Source organism: Rhodoluna sp. KAS3 (genome assembly GCF_026000575.1).
Classification (GTDB): Bacteria; Actinomycetota; Actinomycetes; order Actinomycetales; family Microbacteriaceae; genus Rhodoluna.
This window is the reverse complement of the sequence record NZ_AP026910.1, coordinates 953,277-967,869: the sequence shown is the minus strand read 5'-3', so window position 1 is coordinate 967,869 and position 14,593 is coordinate 953,277. Positions and strand designations below refer to the sequence as shown.

At 53.8% G+C, this 14,593-nt stretch carries 18 protein-coding genes; 8 read left to right on the top strand and 10 right to left on the bottom strand.

Features of this window, described 5'->3' with window-relative positions; translation table 11 throughout:
• Positions 1 to 17: 17 nt before the first annotated feature.
• Genes OO731_RS04845 through ilvA form a run of 3 tightly spaced genes read left to right on the top strand, consistent with a single transcriptional unit; the run spans position 18 to position 2,828 of the window.
• On the top strand, positions 18 to 587 hold the full coding sequence (locus OO731_RS04845) for a LemA family protein (protein ID WP_264889854.1): 570 nt from the start codon (positions 18 to 20) through the stop codon (positions 585 to 587).
• Positions 588 to 635: 48 nt separating this feature from the next.
• Positions 636 to 1,529, top strand: coding sequence for a M48 family metalloprotease (locus OO731_RS04840; protein WP_264889853.1), 894 nt, complete (start codon positions 636 to 638; stop codon positions 1,527 to 1,529).
• 54 nt (positions 1,530 to 1,583) lie between these two features.
• Positions 1,584 to 2,828, top strand: coding sequence for a threonine ammonia-lyase (gene ilvA, locus OO731_RS04835; protein ID WP_264889852.1), 1,245 nt, complete (start codon positions 1,584 to 1,586; stop codon positions 2,826 to 2,828).
• Positions 2,829 to 2,874: 46 nt separating this feature from the next.
• On the opposite strand, the gene greA is transcribed toward ilvA, so the two are convergent.
• Both greA and OO731_RS04825 read right to left on the bottom strand, forming a co-directional pair.
• Positions 2,875 to 3,363 carry a transcription elongation factor GreA gene (gene greA / locus OO731_RS04830; RefSeq protein WP_138275660.1) on the bottom strand — a complete coding sequence of 163 codons (489 nt, stop codon included), beginning with the start codon at positions 3,361 to 3,363 and terminating at the stop codon, positions 2,875 to 2,877.
• Positions 3,364 to 3,375: 12 nt separating this feature from the next.
• Positions 3,376 to 3,777 (bottom strand): DUF4307 domain-containing protein, encoded by a 402-nt coding sequence (locus tag OO731_RS04825; RefSeq protein WP_264889851.1) that lies wholly within the window; start codon positions 3,775 to 3,777, stop codon positions 3,376 to 3,378.
• Between the two features lie 26 nt (positions 3,778 to 3,803).
• On the opposite strand from OO731_RS04825, the gene OO731_RS04820 reads away from it, so the two are divergent.
• Positions 3,804 to 4,112, top strand: a complete 309-nt coding sequence (locus tag OO731_RS04820; RefSeq protein WP_264889850.1) for a hypothetical protein — start codon at positions 3,804 to 3,806, stop codon at positions 4,110 to 4,112.
• Positions 4,113 to 4,135: 23 nt separating this feature from the next.
• On the opposite strand, the gene OO731_RS04815 is transcribed toward OO731_RS04820, so the two are convergent.
• Positions 4,136 to 4,825, bottom strand: a complete 690-nt coding sequence (locus OO731_RS04815; protein WP_264889849.1) for a hemolysin III family protein — start codon at positions 4,823 to 4,825, stop codon at positions 4,136 to 4,138.
• A 34-nt stretch (positions 4,826 to 4,859) separates the two neighbouring features.
• Here OO731_RS04815 and OO731_RS04810 point away from each other — a divergent pair, with 34 nt between their 5' ends.
• The 3 genes from OO731_RS04810 (at position 4,860) to OO731_RS04800 (ending at position 7,582) form a co-directional block, all read left to right on the top strand.
• Positions 4,860 to 5,627, top strand: a complete 768-nt coding sequence (locus tag OO731_RS04810) for an isoprenyl transferase (RefSeq protein ID WP_264890672.1) — start codon at positions 4,860 to 4,862, stop codon at positions 5,625 to 5,627.
• A gap of 100 nt (positions 5,628 to 5,727) precedes the next feature.
• Positions 5,728 to 7,056, top strand: a complete 1,329-nt coding sequence (locus OO731_RS04805; protein WP_264889848.1) for a PhoH family protein — start codon at positions 5,728 to 5,730, stop codon at positions 7,054 to 7,056.
• 52 nt (positions 7,057 to 7,108) lie between these two features.
• On the top strand, positions 7,109 to 7,582 hold the full coding sequence (locus tag OO731_RS04800) for an A24 family peptidase (RefSeq protein WP_264889847.1): 474 nt from the start codon (positions 7,109 to 7,111) through the stop codon (positions 7,580 to 7,582).
• On the opposite strand, the gene OO731_RS04795 is transcribed toward OO731_RS04800, so the two are convergent.
• The 6 genes from OO731_RS04795 to xseA are packed head-to-tail and all read right to left on the bottom strand — an operon-like array spanning position 7,531 to position 12,326.
• Entirely contained in the window at positions 7,531 to 8,190 is a 660-nt protein-coding gene (locus OO731_RS04795; RefSeq protein ID WP_264889846.1) for a ZIP family metal transporter, read from the bottom strand. The two genes, OO731_RS04800 and OO731_RS04795, sit on opposite strands and share 52 nt — an antisense overlap.
• A gap of 56 nt (positions 8,191 to 8,246) precedes the next feature.
• The gene (locus tag OO731_RS04790) at positions 8,247 to 9,635 is read right to left on the bottom strand and encodes a class II fumarate hydratase (RefSeq protein WP_264889845.1); all 1,389 of its coding nucleotides are present in this window, start codon (positions 9,633 to 9,635) and stop codon (positions 8,247 to 8,249) included.
• A gap of 28 nt (positions 9,636 to 9,663) precedes the next feature.
• Positions 9,664 to 10,293, bottom strand: coding sequence for a carbonic anhydrase (locus OO731_RS04785; protein ID WP_264889844.1), 630 nt, complete (start codon positions 10,291 to 10,293; stop codon positions 9,664 to 9,666).
• The gene (locus OO731_RS04780; protein WP_264889843.1) at positions 10,290 to 10,844 is read right to left on the bottom strand and encodes a DUF4245 domain-containing protein; all 555 of its coding nucleotides are present in this window, start codon (positions 10,842 to 10,844) and stop codon (positions 10,290 to 10,292) included. The genes OO731_RS04785 and OO731_RS04780 overlap by 4 nt, the downstream gene beginning before the upstream one ends.
• A gap of 1 nt (position 10,845) precedes the next feature.
• A complete protein-coding gene (locus OO731_RS04775; RefSeq protein WP_138275650.1) occupies positions 10,846 to 11,088 on the bottom strand; it encodes an exodeoxyribonuclease VII small subunit in 243 nt (80 codons plus the stop codon).
• A gap of 20 nt (positions 11,089 to 11,108) precedes the next feature.
• A complete protein-coding gene (gene xseA, locus OO731_RS04770) occupies positions 11,109 to 12,326 on the bottom strand; it encodes an exodeoxyribonuclease VII large subunit (protein ID WP_264889842.1) in 1,218 nt (405 codons plus the stop codon).
• A 56-nt stretch (positions 12,327 to 12,382) separates the two neighbouring features.
• Between xseA and OO731_RS04765 the strand changes: the two genes are divergently transcribed.
• Positions 12,383 to 13,405, top strand: coding sequence for a 4-hydroxy-3-methylbut-2-enyl diphosphate reductase (locus OO731_RS04765; protein ID WP_264889841.1), 1,023 nt, complete (start codon positions 12,383 to 12,385; stop codon positions 13,403 to 13,405).
• Positions 13,406 to 13,488: 83 nt separating this feature from the next.
• Here the strand turns inward: OO731_RS04765 and fbaA are convergent, their stop codons facing one another.
• Positions 13,489 to 14,514, bottom strand: coding sequence for a class II fructose-bisphosphate aldolase (gene fbaA / locus OO731_RS04760; protein ID WP_138275647.1), 1,026 nt, complete (start codon positions 14,512 to 14,514; stop codon positions 13,489 to 13,491).
• Positions 14,515 to 14,593: the final 79 nt, after the last annotated feature.

Sequence of the window (14,593 nt, the reverse complement as noted above, 5' to 3'; positions counted from 1 at the left end):
TCCCATACGATTGAGACATGGAATTCACTTGGATCGTAATCATTGCAGTTATTGCTGTTATCGGTATTTTTCTATGGTCAACATACAACGGCTTGGTCACGCTAAACGTTCGTGTTGATGAGGCCTGGAGTGACATCACAGTTCAGCTCAAGCGCCGTGCCGACTTGATTCCAAACCTCATCGAAACCGTCAAGGGTTACGCGACTCACGAACGTGAAGTGTTTGAGAACGTGACCAAGGCGCGAGCCGAAACAATTTCTCCGGCCGTGATGGCCGACCCAGCTGCCGCAGCGGTTGCCGAAGACGGCTTCCACGCCGCGATGAAGAGCTTGTTTGCGGTTGCTGAGGCATACCCTCAGCTTCAGGCCAACCAAAACTTCTTGAGCCTTCAGCAAGAACTAACCGACACCGAAGACAAGGTAATGGCTGCACGCCGCTTCTACAACGGTGGCGTTCGTGAACTAAACACCAAGATCAAGCAGTTCCCGCAGACTCTTTTTGTGCGCAGCCTTGGCTTCAAGGAACGCGCGTTCTTTGAGGTGGCTGACGCTGCAGCAATTCAAGAGCCGCCAACCGTAAAGTTCTAAGCTCGCTTAGCGATCCACCAGCACACCACCTAGTCACACAGGGGCAAGATGTATTCAGCCATCGCGGCTAATAAACGCAACACGGTTTTCATCGTTGCGGGCTTTGTTTTGCTACTCGGCGGGCTGGCATATTGGTGGGGTCTGGCCAGCGGAAACGGCTCGAGCTCATTTCTGATCATCGGCTTTATCGCGGTTTACGCCCTTTTCCAGTACTACATGGCCAGCTCGATTGCGATTGCCATGAGTGGCGCGGTACCGATTGAAAAGTCAGATAACCCAAGGCTTTGGCGAATCGTCGAAAACCTTTCAATCACCGAGGGCATGCCGATGCCGAAGGTTTATGTAATTCCCGATGAGGCCCCCAACGCTTTTGCGACTGGTCGCGACCCAAAACATGCCGTTGTGGCCGCAACCACTGGTTTGCTAGCAATCATGGATGACAAGGAGCTCGAGGGTGTCATGGCACACGAGCTTGGGCACGTTAAAAATTACGACATCCGGGTTTCAACGATCGTCTTTGGCCTTGTTAGCGCAGTGGCAGTGTTGGCTGACTTTGCTATACGCATGGCTTTCTTCGCGAACCACGGAAATAACCGCAATTCGAACGACAATGGCTTTGGTTTGGCACTGATCGTGATCGGAATCATCGGAAGCATCATTGCTTGGTTTATTGGCCCGTTGGTTTCTGCCGCGGTATCGCGTCAGCGCGAGTATTTGGCAGATGCCACCGGCGCTCACACAACTCGCTACCCAGAAGGCCTAGCCAGTGCGCTTGAGAAATTGGGTACCTATGGGCGACCAATGCGCCGAGCCAGCTCATCGATGGCCCACATGTACATAAACGACCCAGTCAAGCCGGGCATGGTTGAACGTTTGTTCTCGACCCACCCACCCATTCCTAAGCGAATCGCGCGCCTTCGTGAAATTGGCACTAAGTTCTAAAAACCAACAATCAAACTAGACTGCTAGAAGCATTGAATCTAGTGAGGTAACCCCATGCCAAAGACCAGTCCAGTAGTTGCGCCAACTCTCGATGAGTTTGAAGCTGCTCGCGAGATTGTGTCTCAGGTTGCCATTGTGACCCCGGTTCTGCACTCAAACTACTTGACTGACCTAACCGGCCAAGAGGTCTATTTGAAGGCCGAGAACCTTCAGCGCACTGGTGCCTACAAGATTCGCGGTGCCTACAACCGCATGACCAAATTGACCGCGGATGAACGCAAACTTGGCGTAGTGGCAGCCAGCGCGGGTAACCACGCACAGGGTGTGGCTTTGGCCGCAAAAAAGTTGGGTATCAAGGCAACCATCTTTATGCCAATTGGTGCATCACTGCCAAAACTCCAGGCAACTGAAAACTACGGCGCCGAGGTTGTACTGACCGGCGCGGTTTTCAACGAGACCCTCAAGGCTGCGCAAGAGTATGCAGCCAAGCAGGGGGCAATCTTTATTCCGCCTTATGACCACATCGATGTGGTTATGGGTCAGGGAACCGTTGGTCTTGAAATCATGGAGCAGGTTCCAGATGTAGAGAACATCGTGGTTGCTATCGGTGGAGGTGGCCTTGCAGCTGGCCTTGCTGTGGCAGCCAAACTTACTGCGGCCGAGTCAGGCCGAAAGATCAAAGTCATCGGTGTTCAGTCAGAACACGCTGCACCGTACGTGCCTTCGCTAAAGTCGGGCGAGCTGACCGAAATCACGATTAGTCGAACCATTGCTGATGGAATTGCTGTTGGTAAGCCAGGACGCATTCCATTTGAGCTAATCAAGCAGCACGTAGACAAAGTGGTCACGGTAAGTGATGATGAAATTGCCAAGGCGATTGTGGTTTTGATGGAACGTTCAAAGCAGGTGGTTGAGCCTGCCGGTGCTGTTGCAGTAGCTGCGCTGATGTCTGGCGCATTCAAGCCAAAGGGTAAGACCGTGGCAGTACTTTCGGGCGGCAACATCGACCCACTCCTAATGCAAAAGGTAATTGGGCACGGTCTCGCTGCCTCGGAGCGATACACGACAATTTCGGTCATGCTTCCGGATCGCCCAGGTCAGTTGGTAAAAACTGCCGAGGCAATTGCAGCCGCGCACGGAAACGTGGTTGAAGTGCTGCACACTAGGCACGGTAAGGGTCTTGAGATCAGCGAAGTTGAGCTTCGTATGAGCGTTGAAACAACTGGCCACGAACACCGCCAGCGGGTCTTGAAGGCTCTGCAGGCTGCCGGCCTAAAGGCGCGCATCGAAGCTGATTAGCAAAAAATCCCGGTCTGTATAGGCCGGGATTTTTCTTTTTTTGGCTTTAGCCCTCGAAGTTTTTTACTTCTAGAATCTCAATGGTGCGCTCCTTGCCGTTTGGGGCAAAAAAGCTCACGGTCTCGCCGACTTTGGCTCCCATAATTGCTGTTCCAATTGGGCTGTCTGGGCTGTAAACATCGATGTCGGTGCCCTCGGCGATTTCAGCGCTGCCGAGCAAAAACTCTAGCTCGCTGCCGTTCATCGTCAGACGAACCACGGTGCCCTGTTCAACGACGCCGTGAGACTCACGTGCTTCGCCAACAACGGCGTTGGCCAGAATGTTTTCAAGGCGTGCCGCGCGGGCTTCGATTTTGCCCTGCTCCTCCTTGGCTGCGTGGTAACCGCCGTTCTCTTTCAAGTCGCCTTCTTCGCGGGCCTCTTGAATCTTTTTGGCGATGTCCTGACGTGCGACGGTGAGAAGGTATTCAAGCTCAGCGGCGAGTCGGTCATAGGCAGCCTGGGTTAGCCAGGTTGGTTCGTGGGTTTCAGACATAGTTTTTCTAGTTTATTGGAACCAGCATTTATCGACTAAGCCGGTGACGCCTTTTTCGGTGGTGTTTAGTTTGGTCTCGGTAGCCACAATTTTCTGGTCGGAGGCGGGAATTACAACTTCCTTGTATCCGACTACCGCGTAGGACTGGTTCAGAACCTGTACAGCACAAACGACGGCATTGCCATTTGGTCTGGTTATTTCAAAAGTGACGGAGGCCTGGGTTGCGTCGATGATCTCGAAGGCCTGGTCCTGGTGCTTGATTTGGTTGGCGGTGTCGATGCTGACCCAGATGGCCCAACCCAGAAAAAGTGTGAGTAACGAGGCCGCCGCAATAATTATCCGGGCCCGCGATTTTGACGCGTTGACCGGTTTGCGGCCATAACGTTCGTTCAAAAGGTCAGTTTGAGAGCTCATCACGTTTAAGGCTACATACTTAAAGCATGGACATTTTGTTTTCGGCTCTTCTCGCAGCGACTCCGTCACCATCAGTTGATCCGGCAAATACTTTTTACAGCCCGGGCACCATCGGATTCCTTGCGGTTTTTGCAATGGCTGCCGGAGCGATTGGCCTAATTTTTGACATGGTTCGACGAGTCCGTCGAGTCAGATACCGCGCTGAAATTGAGTCTCGACTTGATGCTGAGGATGCCCAGGCTACGCCGGTTGCCATAAAGACACCCGCTAAAAAGCCATCGGCGCCGAGCAAGCCAGCAAGACCAGCGCCTCCGGCTAAGCCAAAGCGCGACTAACTTTTGCCCGATTGCGGCTGAATTTAGCCGAAGCTTCCGGCCGCTGGCTCAAGTGCAATAAGCAGGATTCCGGTCCAGTGGCACATAAATGCCAAAACCGTGAATGAGTGAAAAATCTCATGAAACCCAAAATGCCCCGGAAACGGGTTTGGGCGCTTGAAGCCATAGGCTGCCGCGCCAAGCGTGTAGCAAAGACCGCCGGCCAGAATAAGAATCATCATGGGTGCATTGGCATTCATAAAGTCAACGACGTAGGCCATTGCGCCCCAACCCATGCCGATGTAGATCGGCACGTATAGCCATCGCGGCGCAGAAATCCAGAAGACTCGAAATCCGATGCCGAGTAGAGCCGTGCCCCAAATAATGCTCATTAGCACGACGGCTTTTTCTTGGGGTAGTGCCAACCATGTGATTGGTGTGTAGCTGCCGGCAATCAGCAGAAAGATGTTGGCGTGGTCAATTCTCTTGAGGGCAACTTTTACCCTTGGGCTCCAGTTGAATCGGTGATACAGCGCTGAATTACCGAACAGGAGCACCGAGCTGGCAAAGAAAATTGCGGTGGTGATTTTTGCAGCCATTCCGTCGGCCAGTGCGACCAAAACTATGCCGCCGGCGATGACAATTGGCAGCACTCCGGCGTGAATCCAACCCCGCCAGGTTGGTTTTTCATCGGCAGGGGTCTCTCTAAAGCCTTCGGAAATGGGCATGCTCATGAGGCAACTCTACGCCCGAGTTTCAAGTAGCGTTATGACTGTGCGCAACTTGATTTACAAGCTTTACGAGAGGTCGCTCGAGCGCGGCCTAAGGCCTGAGGATTTACCTCGGCACATCGGTGTTATTTTGGACGGTAACCGGCGCTGGGCCGAGCGGCAGGGCAGCGCCTCGGCGAGCCACGGGCACGAAGTTGGGGCCAAGAAGACCATTGAATTCTTGGGCTGGTGTGACGACTTGGGCATCAAAGTTGTGACTCTGTATCTGCTCTCAACAGATAACCTCAAGGGCCGTGCTGAGGCCGAGTTGGAGGAACTGCAGGACATCATTGGTCAATTGGCTACCGATCTTGCCGCCACCAAGCGCTGGCGCCTGCAATTGGTGGGGGACCGCGCGTCACTGCCGGCAGGCCTTGAAAGTTCAATTGCCAAGGCCGAGAAGTCGACCGGCAAAATTGATGGGCTGCACGTGAACCTGGCAGTTGGCTACGGTGGTCGCAAAGAAATTGCCGACGCAATGCGTTCAATCCTTAGACAGCACGCCCAAGAGGGAACCACGATTGATGAATTGGCTGAGCTGCTTGACCCTGATTTGATTACGCAGCACCTGTATACCTCGGGGCAACCTGACCCAGACCTCGTGATTCGAACTTCGGGAGAACAGCGCCTCTCAGGATTTTTGCTGTGGCAGTCTGCCCAATCTGAGTTTTATTTTGAAGAAGCCCTGTGGCCAGATTTTCGACGCGTCGATTTCTTGCGTGCCATTCGAGCTTTCGAGTCGCGGCACCGTCGGTTCGGCGCCTAAATTAACGCTGGGTAACGACACCCCGATTCGGGCGTGTCTTGCCGACTTTAATCAAACCCACAGGCGTAATCTCACCTCAAGTTGATTCAAAGGAGCTTGGGTGGGTAAAGCAGCGGCAACAACTAAAAAGCAGTCCAATCTAACCAATCAGGCAACCAAGACATATGTCTTAGACACCTCGGTTTTGCTCTCAGACCCACGGGCGCTTTTCAAATTCAAAGAACAAGAAGTCGTGATTCCGATCATCGTGATCAACGAGCTAGAAAAGAAACGCCACGACCCAGAAATCGGCTATTACGCTCGCCAGGCTCTTCGGCTACTCGATGACCTTCGTGAAGAGCATGAACGCCTTGATTTTCCAATTCAGGTTGGTGACGGCGGAATTCTTCGTGTCGAGTTAAATCACATCGACCAATCGGTGTTGCCGGCGGGATTTCAGCTTGGAGATAACGACAGCCGGATTTTGGCCTGTGCCTTCAACCTCTCGAGCGAGGGCGCAAATGTGACCGTGGTCTCAAAGGACCTACCGATGCGCGTAAAGGCCTCAGCGTTGGGTATGGCAGCTGAGGAGTACCGAAATGACAATGCCGTTGACTCAGGCTGGACTGGTTTGGCTGAAGTTGCGCTCTCGGCCGACGAGATGGCTGACCTTTACGACACTGAGGTAATTAAGCACAAGGCGGTTGCTGAGCTACCGATAAACACCGGTTTGGTAATTTCATCCGAGCGCGGTCATGCACTTGGTCGGGTCGACAAGGGTTCCAAGATCAAACTTGTGCGCGGGGACCGCGATGTCTTTGGTGTCCACGGCCGCTCGGCTGAACAGCGGCTTGCGATTGATGTGCTTCTTGACCCAGAAATCGGGATTGTGTCACTGGGCGGACGAGCCGGTACCGGTAAATCTGCCATGGCCCTGCTGGCAGCTCTCGAGGCTGTGCTTGAACGCCGCCAGCACAAGAAAATCATTGTGTTTCGGCCAATTTTTGCGGTTGGTGGCCAAGAGCTGGGTTACCTACCTGGTGGCGAAAACGAAAAGATGAACCCTTGGGGCCAGGCAATCTTCGACACGCTTGGTGCCCTAGTTTCAAAAGAGGTTATCGATCACATTGTTGACCGAGGCATTCTAGAAATTTTGCCGCTAACTCACATTCGCGGCCGTTCCCTTCACGATGCATTCGTAATTGTCGATGAGGCTCAGTCGCTCGAGCGAAATGTGCTACTCACTGTGCTTTCACGAATTGGCCAAAACGCCAAGGTGGTGCTTACTCACGACATTGCCCAACGCGATAACCTGCGAGTTGGTCGCCACGACGGTATCGCTGCGGTTATTGAGGCGCTGAAGGGACAGGATCTCTTCGCCCACATCACTCTCACTCGATCTGAGCGTTCAGCGATTGCCGCTCTGGTCACCGATTTGCTCGACCATTAGCTAGTTGGGGATAACCTCGGCAATTAAATCGCCGAGAAATTATCTTTGCCGCATGGAATTTGGTGAGTGGTTTGCCTTTCTCGGGCCGGCGTATTTAGTTGCGGTCGCAGTACCGCTTGCTCGAATAGACCTCAAACAACACCGGTTACCCAACCGGCTGGTTTTGCCGGCAGTGCCGATTACTATCCTGGGGCAGAGCCTGTCCGCAATGATTACGGGAGAGTGGATTCGATTTGGCCAGGCTTTGCTGGCCATGACGTTGGCGTTTGCTATCGGGGTGCTTCTGAACCGGTTTGCCTCATTGGGCATGGGAGACGTCAAGTTGATTGCGGCAGCCAGCCTGATGCTGGGCTGGTTCGGCCCGCTGTGGCCGCTTGTGGCCGTTTGCCTTGCCTTTACGCTGGCGAGCCTGATTGTTTTGCCAAAGGTGCTCATGCGCCGCCTAAGCCTCAAACAAAGCATGGCGCTAGGGCCCTACTTATTAGTCGGAATTATCGGAGTTTTTGGCGTTTTACCGTTTAGCTGAAGCAAACGAATGCCATCTGGGATGAGTTCGATGAAGCTGATGGCCAACATAATTGCGGCTACCGCCAACAGCATGTGCGAGTTGATTTCAGGGCTAAGCACCTCGCGGTTCACCCAAACACCGGCCGCGCCGAGGACCTCGGCAATCGCCGAAACAGCAACCAGGCCGAAAGTCCAGCGGCGGCTTGAACCGGCAGCAAAGGCCAAGGCTGCGATAGACAGGCCCTCTGGAATGTTTTGCAGGGCAATCGCAATACCGGTGTGAATTCCGGTGGTTAGGTCGGTGCTGGCCGCTGCTACGGCCGCGGTGCCCTCTGGGATGTTGTGAAGCGTCAGCGCGATAGTAACCACGGTAGTTGAACCGATAAGTCCGGCAGCGTGTTTTTGAAGCAGGCTTGAGACCAACTTGATCACAGCAAACACGCCGAAGCCGACGAACAGCCATAACGCCGAGTCGGCCCATCCTGAGTCAATCGTCAATGCTGCCGGGATTAGCTCGATCACGCTGGCTGCAATCATGGCCGCCGCTGCCAGTAGTAGAACTATGGCGTTGAACCGAGTCGAGTGTTTTTTGTGTCCTGCCAGCGGGTAACCGAGCAAGGTTGCCAAAGCAGCAATCGCTGCGATGGTGAAACCAAGATCAATTGAACCTTCGATGATTAGTCCTAGAGGCCAGGGCTGGTCATCGATAGAACGTCGAGTGCCTTGTCAAGCTGTTCCATGGTGAGTTTTTCGCCGTCGACGTAGCCCAATTCAATGGTGGCTTCACGCACGGTTAGCCCCTTGGCAACTGAGTGCTTGGCAATCTTGGCCGCAGCCTCGTAGCCAATGTACTTGTTTAGTGGGGTCACGATTGATGGGCTTGACTCAGCCAGGGCACGAGCACGCTCAACGTTGGCCTCAAGGCCATCGATGGTCTTGTCGGCAAGCAATCGCATTGAGTTTGCCAGCAGTCGGATCGATTCAAGCAACGAGTTGCCCATTACTGGAATGGCAACGTTTAGCTCAAAGTTTCCGGTGGCACCGGCCCAGGCAACGGTTGCGTCGTTACCGATCACGCGAGCGCAAACCATCATTACGGCTTCTGGAACCACTGGGTTGACCTTGCCAGGCATGATTGACGAACCAGGCTGAAGGTCTGGAATGTGCAACTCGGCAATACCCGCGTTTGGGCCAGAGCCCATCCAGCGAAGGTCATTGTTGATCTTGGTCAGCGATACGGCCAGCACGCGAAGGGCACCAGATGCCTCGACTAGTGCGTCACGAGCGCCCTGAGCCTCAAAGTGGTCGCGAGCCTCGGTGATCGGAAGTCCAGTTTCGGCGGCCAAGAGGCGAATAACTTCTTGAGGGAAACCCTTAGGGGTGTTGATTCCTGTTCCTACAGCTGTGCCGCCGAGTGGAACTTCGGCGGTGCGGCCAATAGTTGATTGGACTCGTTCGATTGCGTAGCGAATTTGAGCTGCATAACCGCCAAATTCTTGACCAAGGGTTACCGGGGTGGCATCCATCAAGTGGGTACGGCCTGCCTTGACCACGGTCTTCCAAAGGTCACGCTTCTTCTCGAGTGAGGTTGCTAGGTAGTCCAACGCTGGCAATAGGTCGTTGATCAGCGCAGCGGTGACTGCAACGTGAACCGAGGTAGGGAAAACATCGTTTGACGACTGTGATGCGTTCACGTGGTCGTTCGGGTGCACATTGGTGCCCAGACCCTGGGTGGCCAGGGTAGCCAAAACCTCGTTCATGTTCATGTTTGAAGAGGTTCCCGAACCGGTTTGGAAAATATCTACCGGGAACTCGGCATCGTGCTGCCCAGCAATTACCTGATCGGCCGCATCTGCAATTGCTTTTGCGAGTGCCTCGTCAAGAACGCCCAACTTGGCGTTTGCCAAAGCAGCTGCTTTTTTGATCTGTGCAAGAGCCGCGATGTGTGCACGCTCCAGAGTGGTACCTGAGATCGGAAAATTCTCGACCGCGCGCTGAGTTTGTGCGCGGTAAAGAGCGTTTACAGGAACTTTGACTTCACCCATGGTGTCGTGTTCAATGCGGTATTCCACTTGCTTGGCCTTTCGTTGCCGTTTGGTATTAGTTCAGTTCGCCGATGGTAATAATCGGTGAAATCTCGCCTCGAGCAAGGGTGTAGTTGGCGCCTACGATGGCCACCTTGCCCGATTTGACTGCTTCTGCAATCAATTTGCTCCGAGTTAGAAGTTCGTTGATGGTGTCTTTGATGTGTAGGTCGGTGACAGCGTCGATGTGGTGCAAACCCTGCTGGTTGGCAGCCTCAACGGTCGGGCGAATGCGCTCGACCAGGTTGTGAATGAAGTCTCCCTTGGCCTGCAACTTGCCCTCAGTGGCATCGATCGTGGCCCGAATTGCACCACATTCATCGTGGCCAAGAACCAGAATCAGCGGAACGCCGAGAACCTCAACCGAGTATTCAAGTGAGCCAAGAATAGTTTCGGCAATAATCTGACCGGCATTACGAACTACAAATAGGTCACCTAGGCCAACATCAAAAATGATTTCTGCCGATAGGCGAGAGTCTGAGCAGCCAAATAGTGCGGCGAATGGTTTCTGCTGTCCAGCGAGTTGCTCTCTACGATCGATGTCTTGGCGAGGGTGGGCCGGGGCTCCCGAAACGAATCGGCGGTTACCATCTGCCATAGCACGCCAGGCTTCGGCAGGTGTCTGTGGCCGCTGAGATTCACTCATTCGGATAACTCCTTCTCGACAAGTTCAGCAAATTCCGAAAACTCCTCGGCTGTGGCATTGCCCTCGAGCGAGACAAAGTCTCCGTTAGTCTCAAGAGTCCAGAGGATTGGATCGGCATCTACGTTTGGTCCGGGAGTAAGTTTCAGCCAGTTTGCGCTACCGGTTGTCGATGAATCGGGAATGAAACCCGCACTGCGCAGCGCAACCCAGGTTGGGTTCACCTCGAAAGCTTGGGTTAGGCCGATGTACTGATTTTTTGGCCCAACGAAGCCAACCTCCCAGTAGTCAACGCCATCAGCGGCAGTGGCTACCCAAGTGGCGTGGTTTGCCCACCAACCTTCTGGCAAAGGAAGGCCAAGGACTGGACGGCCAGCGGCAGCCGATGCGCCCTCAGCGAGTGCGATGTGGTCAACCGGTTTAATTCGATTGCTGTCATCCCTAGGAACAATGAGAATGATCGCCAGCATTACTCCAAGAGAAGCAGCCAGCGACAGCAACAGATTGATGACGGTCTGTTTTGCGCGGTGCTTGGCTGCTGAATCTTCGCTCACGTTACTTGGCTTTCTTTGCGGCAAGTGTGTCATCAAGTTTCTTGCGGGCGCCGGTAAGCCAGCTGTCGCATTGTGCAGCCAGAGCCTCGCCACGCTCCCAGAGTTTTAGCGATGCTTCCAAGGTTGCTGAACCCTGCTCAAGTTCAGATACCACTTTTACCAACTCATCGCGAGCCTGTTCGTAGCTCATTGAGGCTACGTCGGCATTTGCCTTGTCTTTGGCGGTGGCTTTTTCTGCAGTCATCTTGGTATCCAGTCTATTTCTTAGTCGGCGGTAACGCCGATTTGGCCCTTAGCCAGGCGAACCTGGAGTTTTTGCCCGGAGGTGATTGAGCTTGAATCGGAAATCACGTGGCCATTGGCATCGCGGATCACCGAGTAGCCGCGGTCAAGGGTGGATTGCGGAGAGAGCGACCGAACCTGCTGTGAAAGGTGGCTAATGTGCATACTCTCTCGAACCAAGTACTGGTCAACTTGATTCCAAATTTGGCTTACCCAGCGCTCAATTTCGAGGGACTTATCGTCAATCAGTAGGTGCGGATTCGCCATAATTGGCCGGGATCGGATTTGTTCTAGGAACGCCTCTTGACCGGTAATTATCGAGTCGATTCGGAGGTAGTTTCTCTGACGGTATTGGCTCACCTTGTGAAGTTCATCAGCGACATCGGGGACCACTCGTTTAGCAGCGTCGGTCGGGGTAGATGCTCGTAAATCGGCAACGTCGTCGAGTACTGGTCGGTCATTCTCGTGGCCGATGGCCGAGACTATCGGGGTCTGTGCAGCGGCTGCAGCGCGAACCAAGCCTTCATCGCTAAACACAATGAGATCCAGAAAAGACCCGCCGCCGCGAGCGATGATGATCACATCAATCTCGGGGTCTGAATCCAGTTCTTTGATAGCTGCGATGACCTCTGGCGCCGCTTTATCTCCTTGAACCAAGGTGTGAATCACTCGAAAGTCGACATCAGGCCAGCGCAATCGAGCATTCTGCAGGACGTCTTTTTCGGCATCTGAATCTTTGCCAGTAATCAGGCCAATTTTGTTTGGAAGAAACGGCAGTGGCTTTTTGCGCTCCGGAGAGGTCAGGCCCTCAGCAGTCAGTTGAGTTCGTAGCCTCTCGATCCGCTCGAGAAGTTCACCCAGGCCAACCTTGCGCATTTCGAAAACCTGCATGGTGAGCTTGCCGCCCTTTGGCCAAAAGGCAGGTTTGATCAGCGCCAATACGCGGTCGCCCTGTTTTAGGTCCTTGGGAATCTTGGCGGTGTTCCAAGAGTGGATTGACACACTGTTCTCTAGTTGAAGGTCACGCAGTTCGCCGAACATATTGCTGGGACCGATTTTGATCGAGGCGAGCTCGCCCTCAATCCAGAGCATTCCTAGGCGCTCAATCCAGTCTTTGAGCGTGGCAGAAAGCCGCGACACCGGCCACGGAGAGGATTCTGAACTGACTTTGGAGGCTGCGGCGACGTCGTCTTCGCTCATTCGTCCCTCCAAATCGTCACCACAATCCATCAACTGACGCGGTTTATCATTGAGGGGTGACTGAAATCAAGAATACCGTTGACCTGCGACAGCAACCGACCTCAAAGAAGGTACTGTTGGCAGCCCCAAGAGGTTATTGCGCGGGTGTTGACCGTGCCGTTATAGCAGTCGAAAAAGCACTGGACCACTACGGGTCACCGGTCTACGTGCGTAAGCAAATTGTGCACAATAAGCACGTTGTCTCTTCACTCGAAAAGCGCGGTGCCATTTTCGTTGAAGAGGTTGACGAGGTTCCAACCGGCTCCGTGCTGGTTTTCTCAGCCCACGGTGTCTCTCCGGCAGTCGTGGCCGCCGCTGCCGAGCGTGGCTTGAACACCATCGATGCCACCTGCCCTCTGGTAACCAAGGTTCACCGTGAAGTTCAAAGATTTGCCTCCGAAAATTACGACATCCTTTTGATTGGCCACGAAGGACACGAAGAAGTTGAGGGTACCGCCGGTGAAGCACCCGATGTCGTACAGATCATCGACAAGGATGACAGCATCGCGGCCTCTAAGGTCAGAGACCCAAAGAAGTTGATTTGGCTTTCGCAAACCACCCTCTCTGTGGATGAAACCATGGAAACCGTGGTCAAGCTGCGTGAAAAGTACCCAACTTTGCAGAACCCACCGAGCGACGACATTTGCTATGCAACTCAAAATCGCCAGGTGGCTATCAAGAAGGTTGGCGCTGTGTCCGATTTGGTAATCGTGGTTGGATCAGCTAACTCATCAAACACAGTTCGACTGGTTGAGGTGGCACTCGAAGCCGGCGCCAAGGCGTCGTACCGCGTTGACTTTGCCAGCGAGATTGAGGATGCCTGGTTTGAAGGCGTCGAGACCGTAGGTGTCTCTTCTGGTGCTTCTGTTCCAGAGGAGTTGGTTGATGAGGTGCTGGTGAACCTAGCTAAGCGAGGTTTTGGCGATGTTCGAACCGTCCAGACCGCTGAAGAAGATGTTCAGTTCTCGCTCCCTGCCGAGCTTCGCAAAGAACTGAAGGCAGCTGGCACCGATCTGAACAACAAGGTCAAGCGCAGCTAAGCCCAGTTTTTCTGCGCCAATAATGAGCGCAAACACAAAAGAGCCCGTCCAAATTGGACGGGCTCTTTTGATTGAGTCTAAATTTAGAGGCTCATTGACTTACCTGCTGAACCAAGTTCAGCTGCAGCCTCGACAACACGAGAAGCCATGCCGGCTTCAGCCAACTTGCCCCATGCGCGTGGGTCGTAGTGCTTCTTGTTGCCGACTTCGCCGTCAACCTTTAGCACGCCATCGTAGTTAGAAAGCATGTGACCAGCAATTGGGCGGGTGAACGCGTACTGAAGGTCGGTGTCGATGTTCATCTTGATAACACCGTGTGAAACTGCCTCTGCGATTTCCTCTGGGGTTGAGCCTGAACCACCGTGGAAGACAAGGTCAAACGGCATCAACTTGCCGTACTTGGCGCCGACTGCTGCCTGGATCTCACCGAGCAACTCTGGGCGAAGCTTTACGTTTCCTGGCTTGTAGACACCGTGAACGTTTCCGAAGGTTAGCGCGACCATGTAGCGGCCGTTCTCGCCAAGACCAAGTGCCTCGGCAGTTGCAAGACCGTCTTCAGGGGTAGTGTAAAGGTGCTCACCCATACCGCCCTCAACGCCGTCTTCCTCGCCGCCAACAACGCCAACTTCGATTTCTAGAACAGCACCGATGTTCTTGGTGAGTGCAAGCATCTTCTTGGCAATCTCAAGGTTCTCGGCCATTGGCACTGCTGAACCGTCCCACATGTGTGAGTTGAAAAGTGGGTCCTGGCCGTGCTTTACGCGGTCCTCTGAAATTGCGATTAGAGGCATTACAAAGTCGTCAAGCTGGTGCTTGGCGCAGTGGTCGGTGTGCAGGGCGATGGTGATGCCGTAGTTCTTTGCTGCTTCGCGAGCAAATGCAGCCATAGCTGCTGCGCCAGATGCCATTTTCTTAATGGTCGGACCAGACCAGTAGTCGCCACCACCGGTGGTTACCTGAATGATGCCGTCAGAGCCAGCTTCTGCCAAACCGGCAAGTGCCGCGTTCAAAGTCTGTGAGCTTGAAACGTTGATTGCTGGGTAAGCAAAGCCGCCGTTTTTTGCGCGGTCAAGCATTTCTAGGTATTGGTCTGGTGATGCAACTGGCATTGCTGAACTCCTAAGTTCTACGTGGGAAACGACGTCATCGGCGGCTTAATAAGATGTTAGCAAGGATGCGGGTTTGTCC

Excerpts from the sequence above, each read along its gene's own strand:
- OO731_RS04775 (WP_138275650.1), bottom strand. The coding sequence starts at position 11,088 with ATGACTGCAGAAAAAGCCACCGCCAAAGACAAGGCAAATGCCGACGTA.
- OO731_RS04800 (WP_264889847.1), top strand. The coding sequence starts at position 7,109 with ATGGAATTTGGTGAGTGGTTTGCCTTTCTCGGGCCGGCGTATTTAGTT.
- fbaA (WP_138275647.1), bottom strand. The coding sequence starts at position 14,514 with ATGCCAGTTGCATCACCAGACCAATACCTAGAAATGCTTGACCGCGCA.
- OO731_RS04825 (WP_264889851.1), bottom strand. The coding sequence starts at position 3,777 with ATGAGCTCTCAAACTGACCTTTTGAACGAACGTTATGGCCGCAAACCG.
- OO731_RS04840 (WP_264889853.1), top strand. The coding sequence starts at position 636 with ATGTATTCAGCCATCGCGGCTAATAAACGCAACACGGTTTTCATCGTT.
- OO731_RS04820 (WP_264889850.1), top strand. The coding sequence starts at position 3,804 with ATGGACATTTTGTTTTCGGCTCTTCTCGCAGCGACTCCGTCACCATCA.
- OO731_RS04785 (WP_264889844.1), bottom strand. The coding sequence starts at position 10,293 with ATGAGTGAATCTCAGCGGCCACAGACACCTGCCGAAGCCTGGCGTGCT.
- OO731_RS04810 (WP_264890672.1), top strand. The coding sequence starts at position 4,860 with ATGACTGTGCGCAACTTGATTTACAAGCTTTACGAGAGGTCGCTCGAG.
- OO731_RS04845 (WP_264889854.1), top strand. The coding sequence starts at position 18 with ATGGAATTCACTTGGATCGTAATCATTGCAGTTATTGCTGTTATCGGT.
- OO731_RS04815 (WP_264889849.1), bottom strand. The coding sequence starts at position 4,825 with ATGAGCATGCCCATTTCCGAAGGCTTTAGAGAGACCCCTGCCGATGAA.
- xseA (WP_264889842.1), bottom strand. The coding sequence starts at position 12,326 with ATGAGCGAAGACGACGTCGCCGCAGCCTCCAAAGTCAGTTCAGAATCC.
- greA (WP_138275660.1), bottom strand. The coding sequence starts at position 3,363 with ATGTCTGAAACCCACGAACCAACCTGGCTAACCCAGGCTGCCTATGAC.
- ilvA (WP_264889852.1), top strand. The coding sequence starts at position 1,584 with ATGCCAAAGACCAGTCCAGTAGTTGCGCCAACTCTCGATGAGTTTGAA.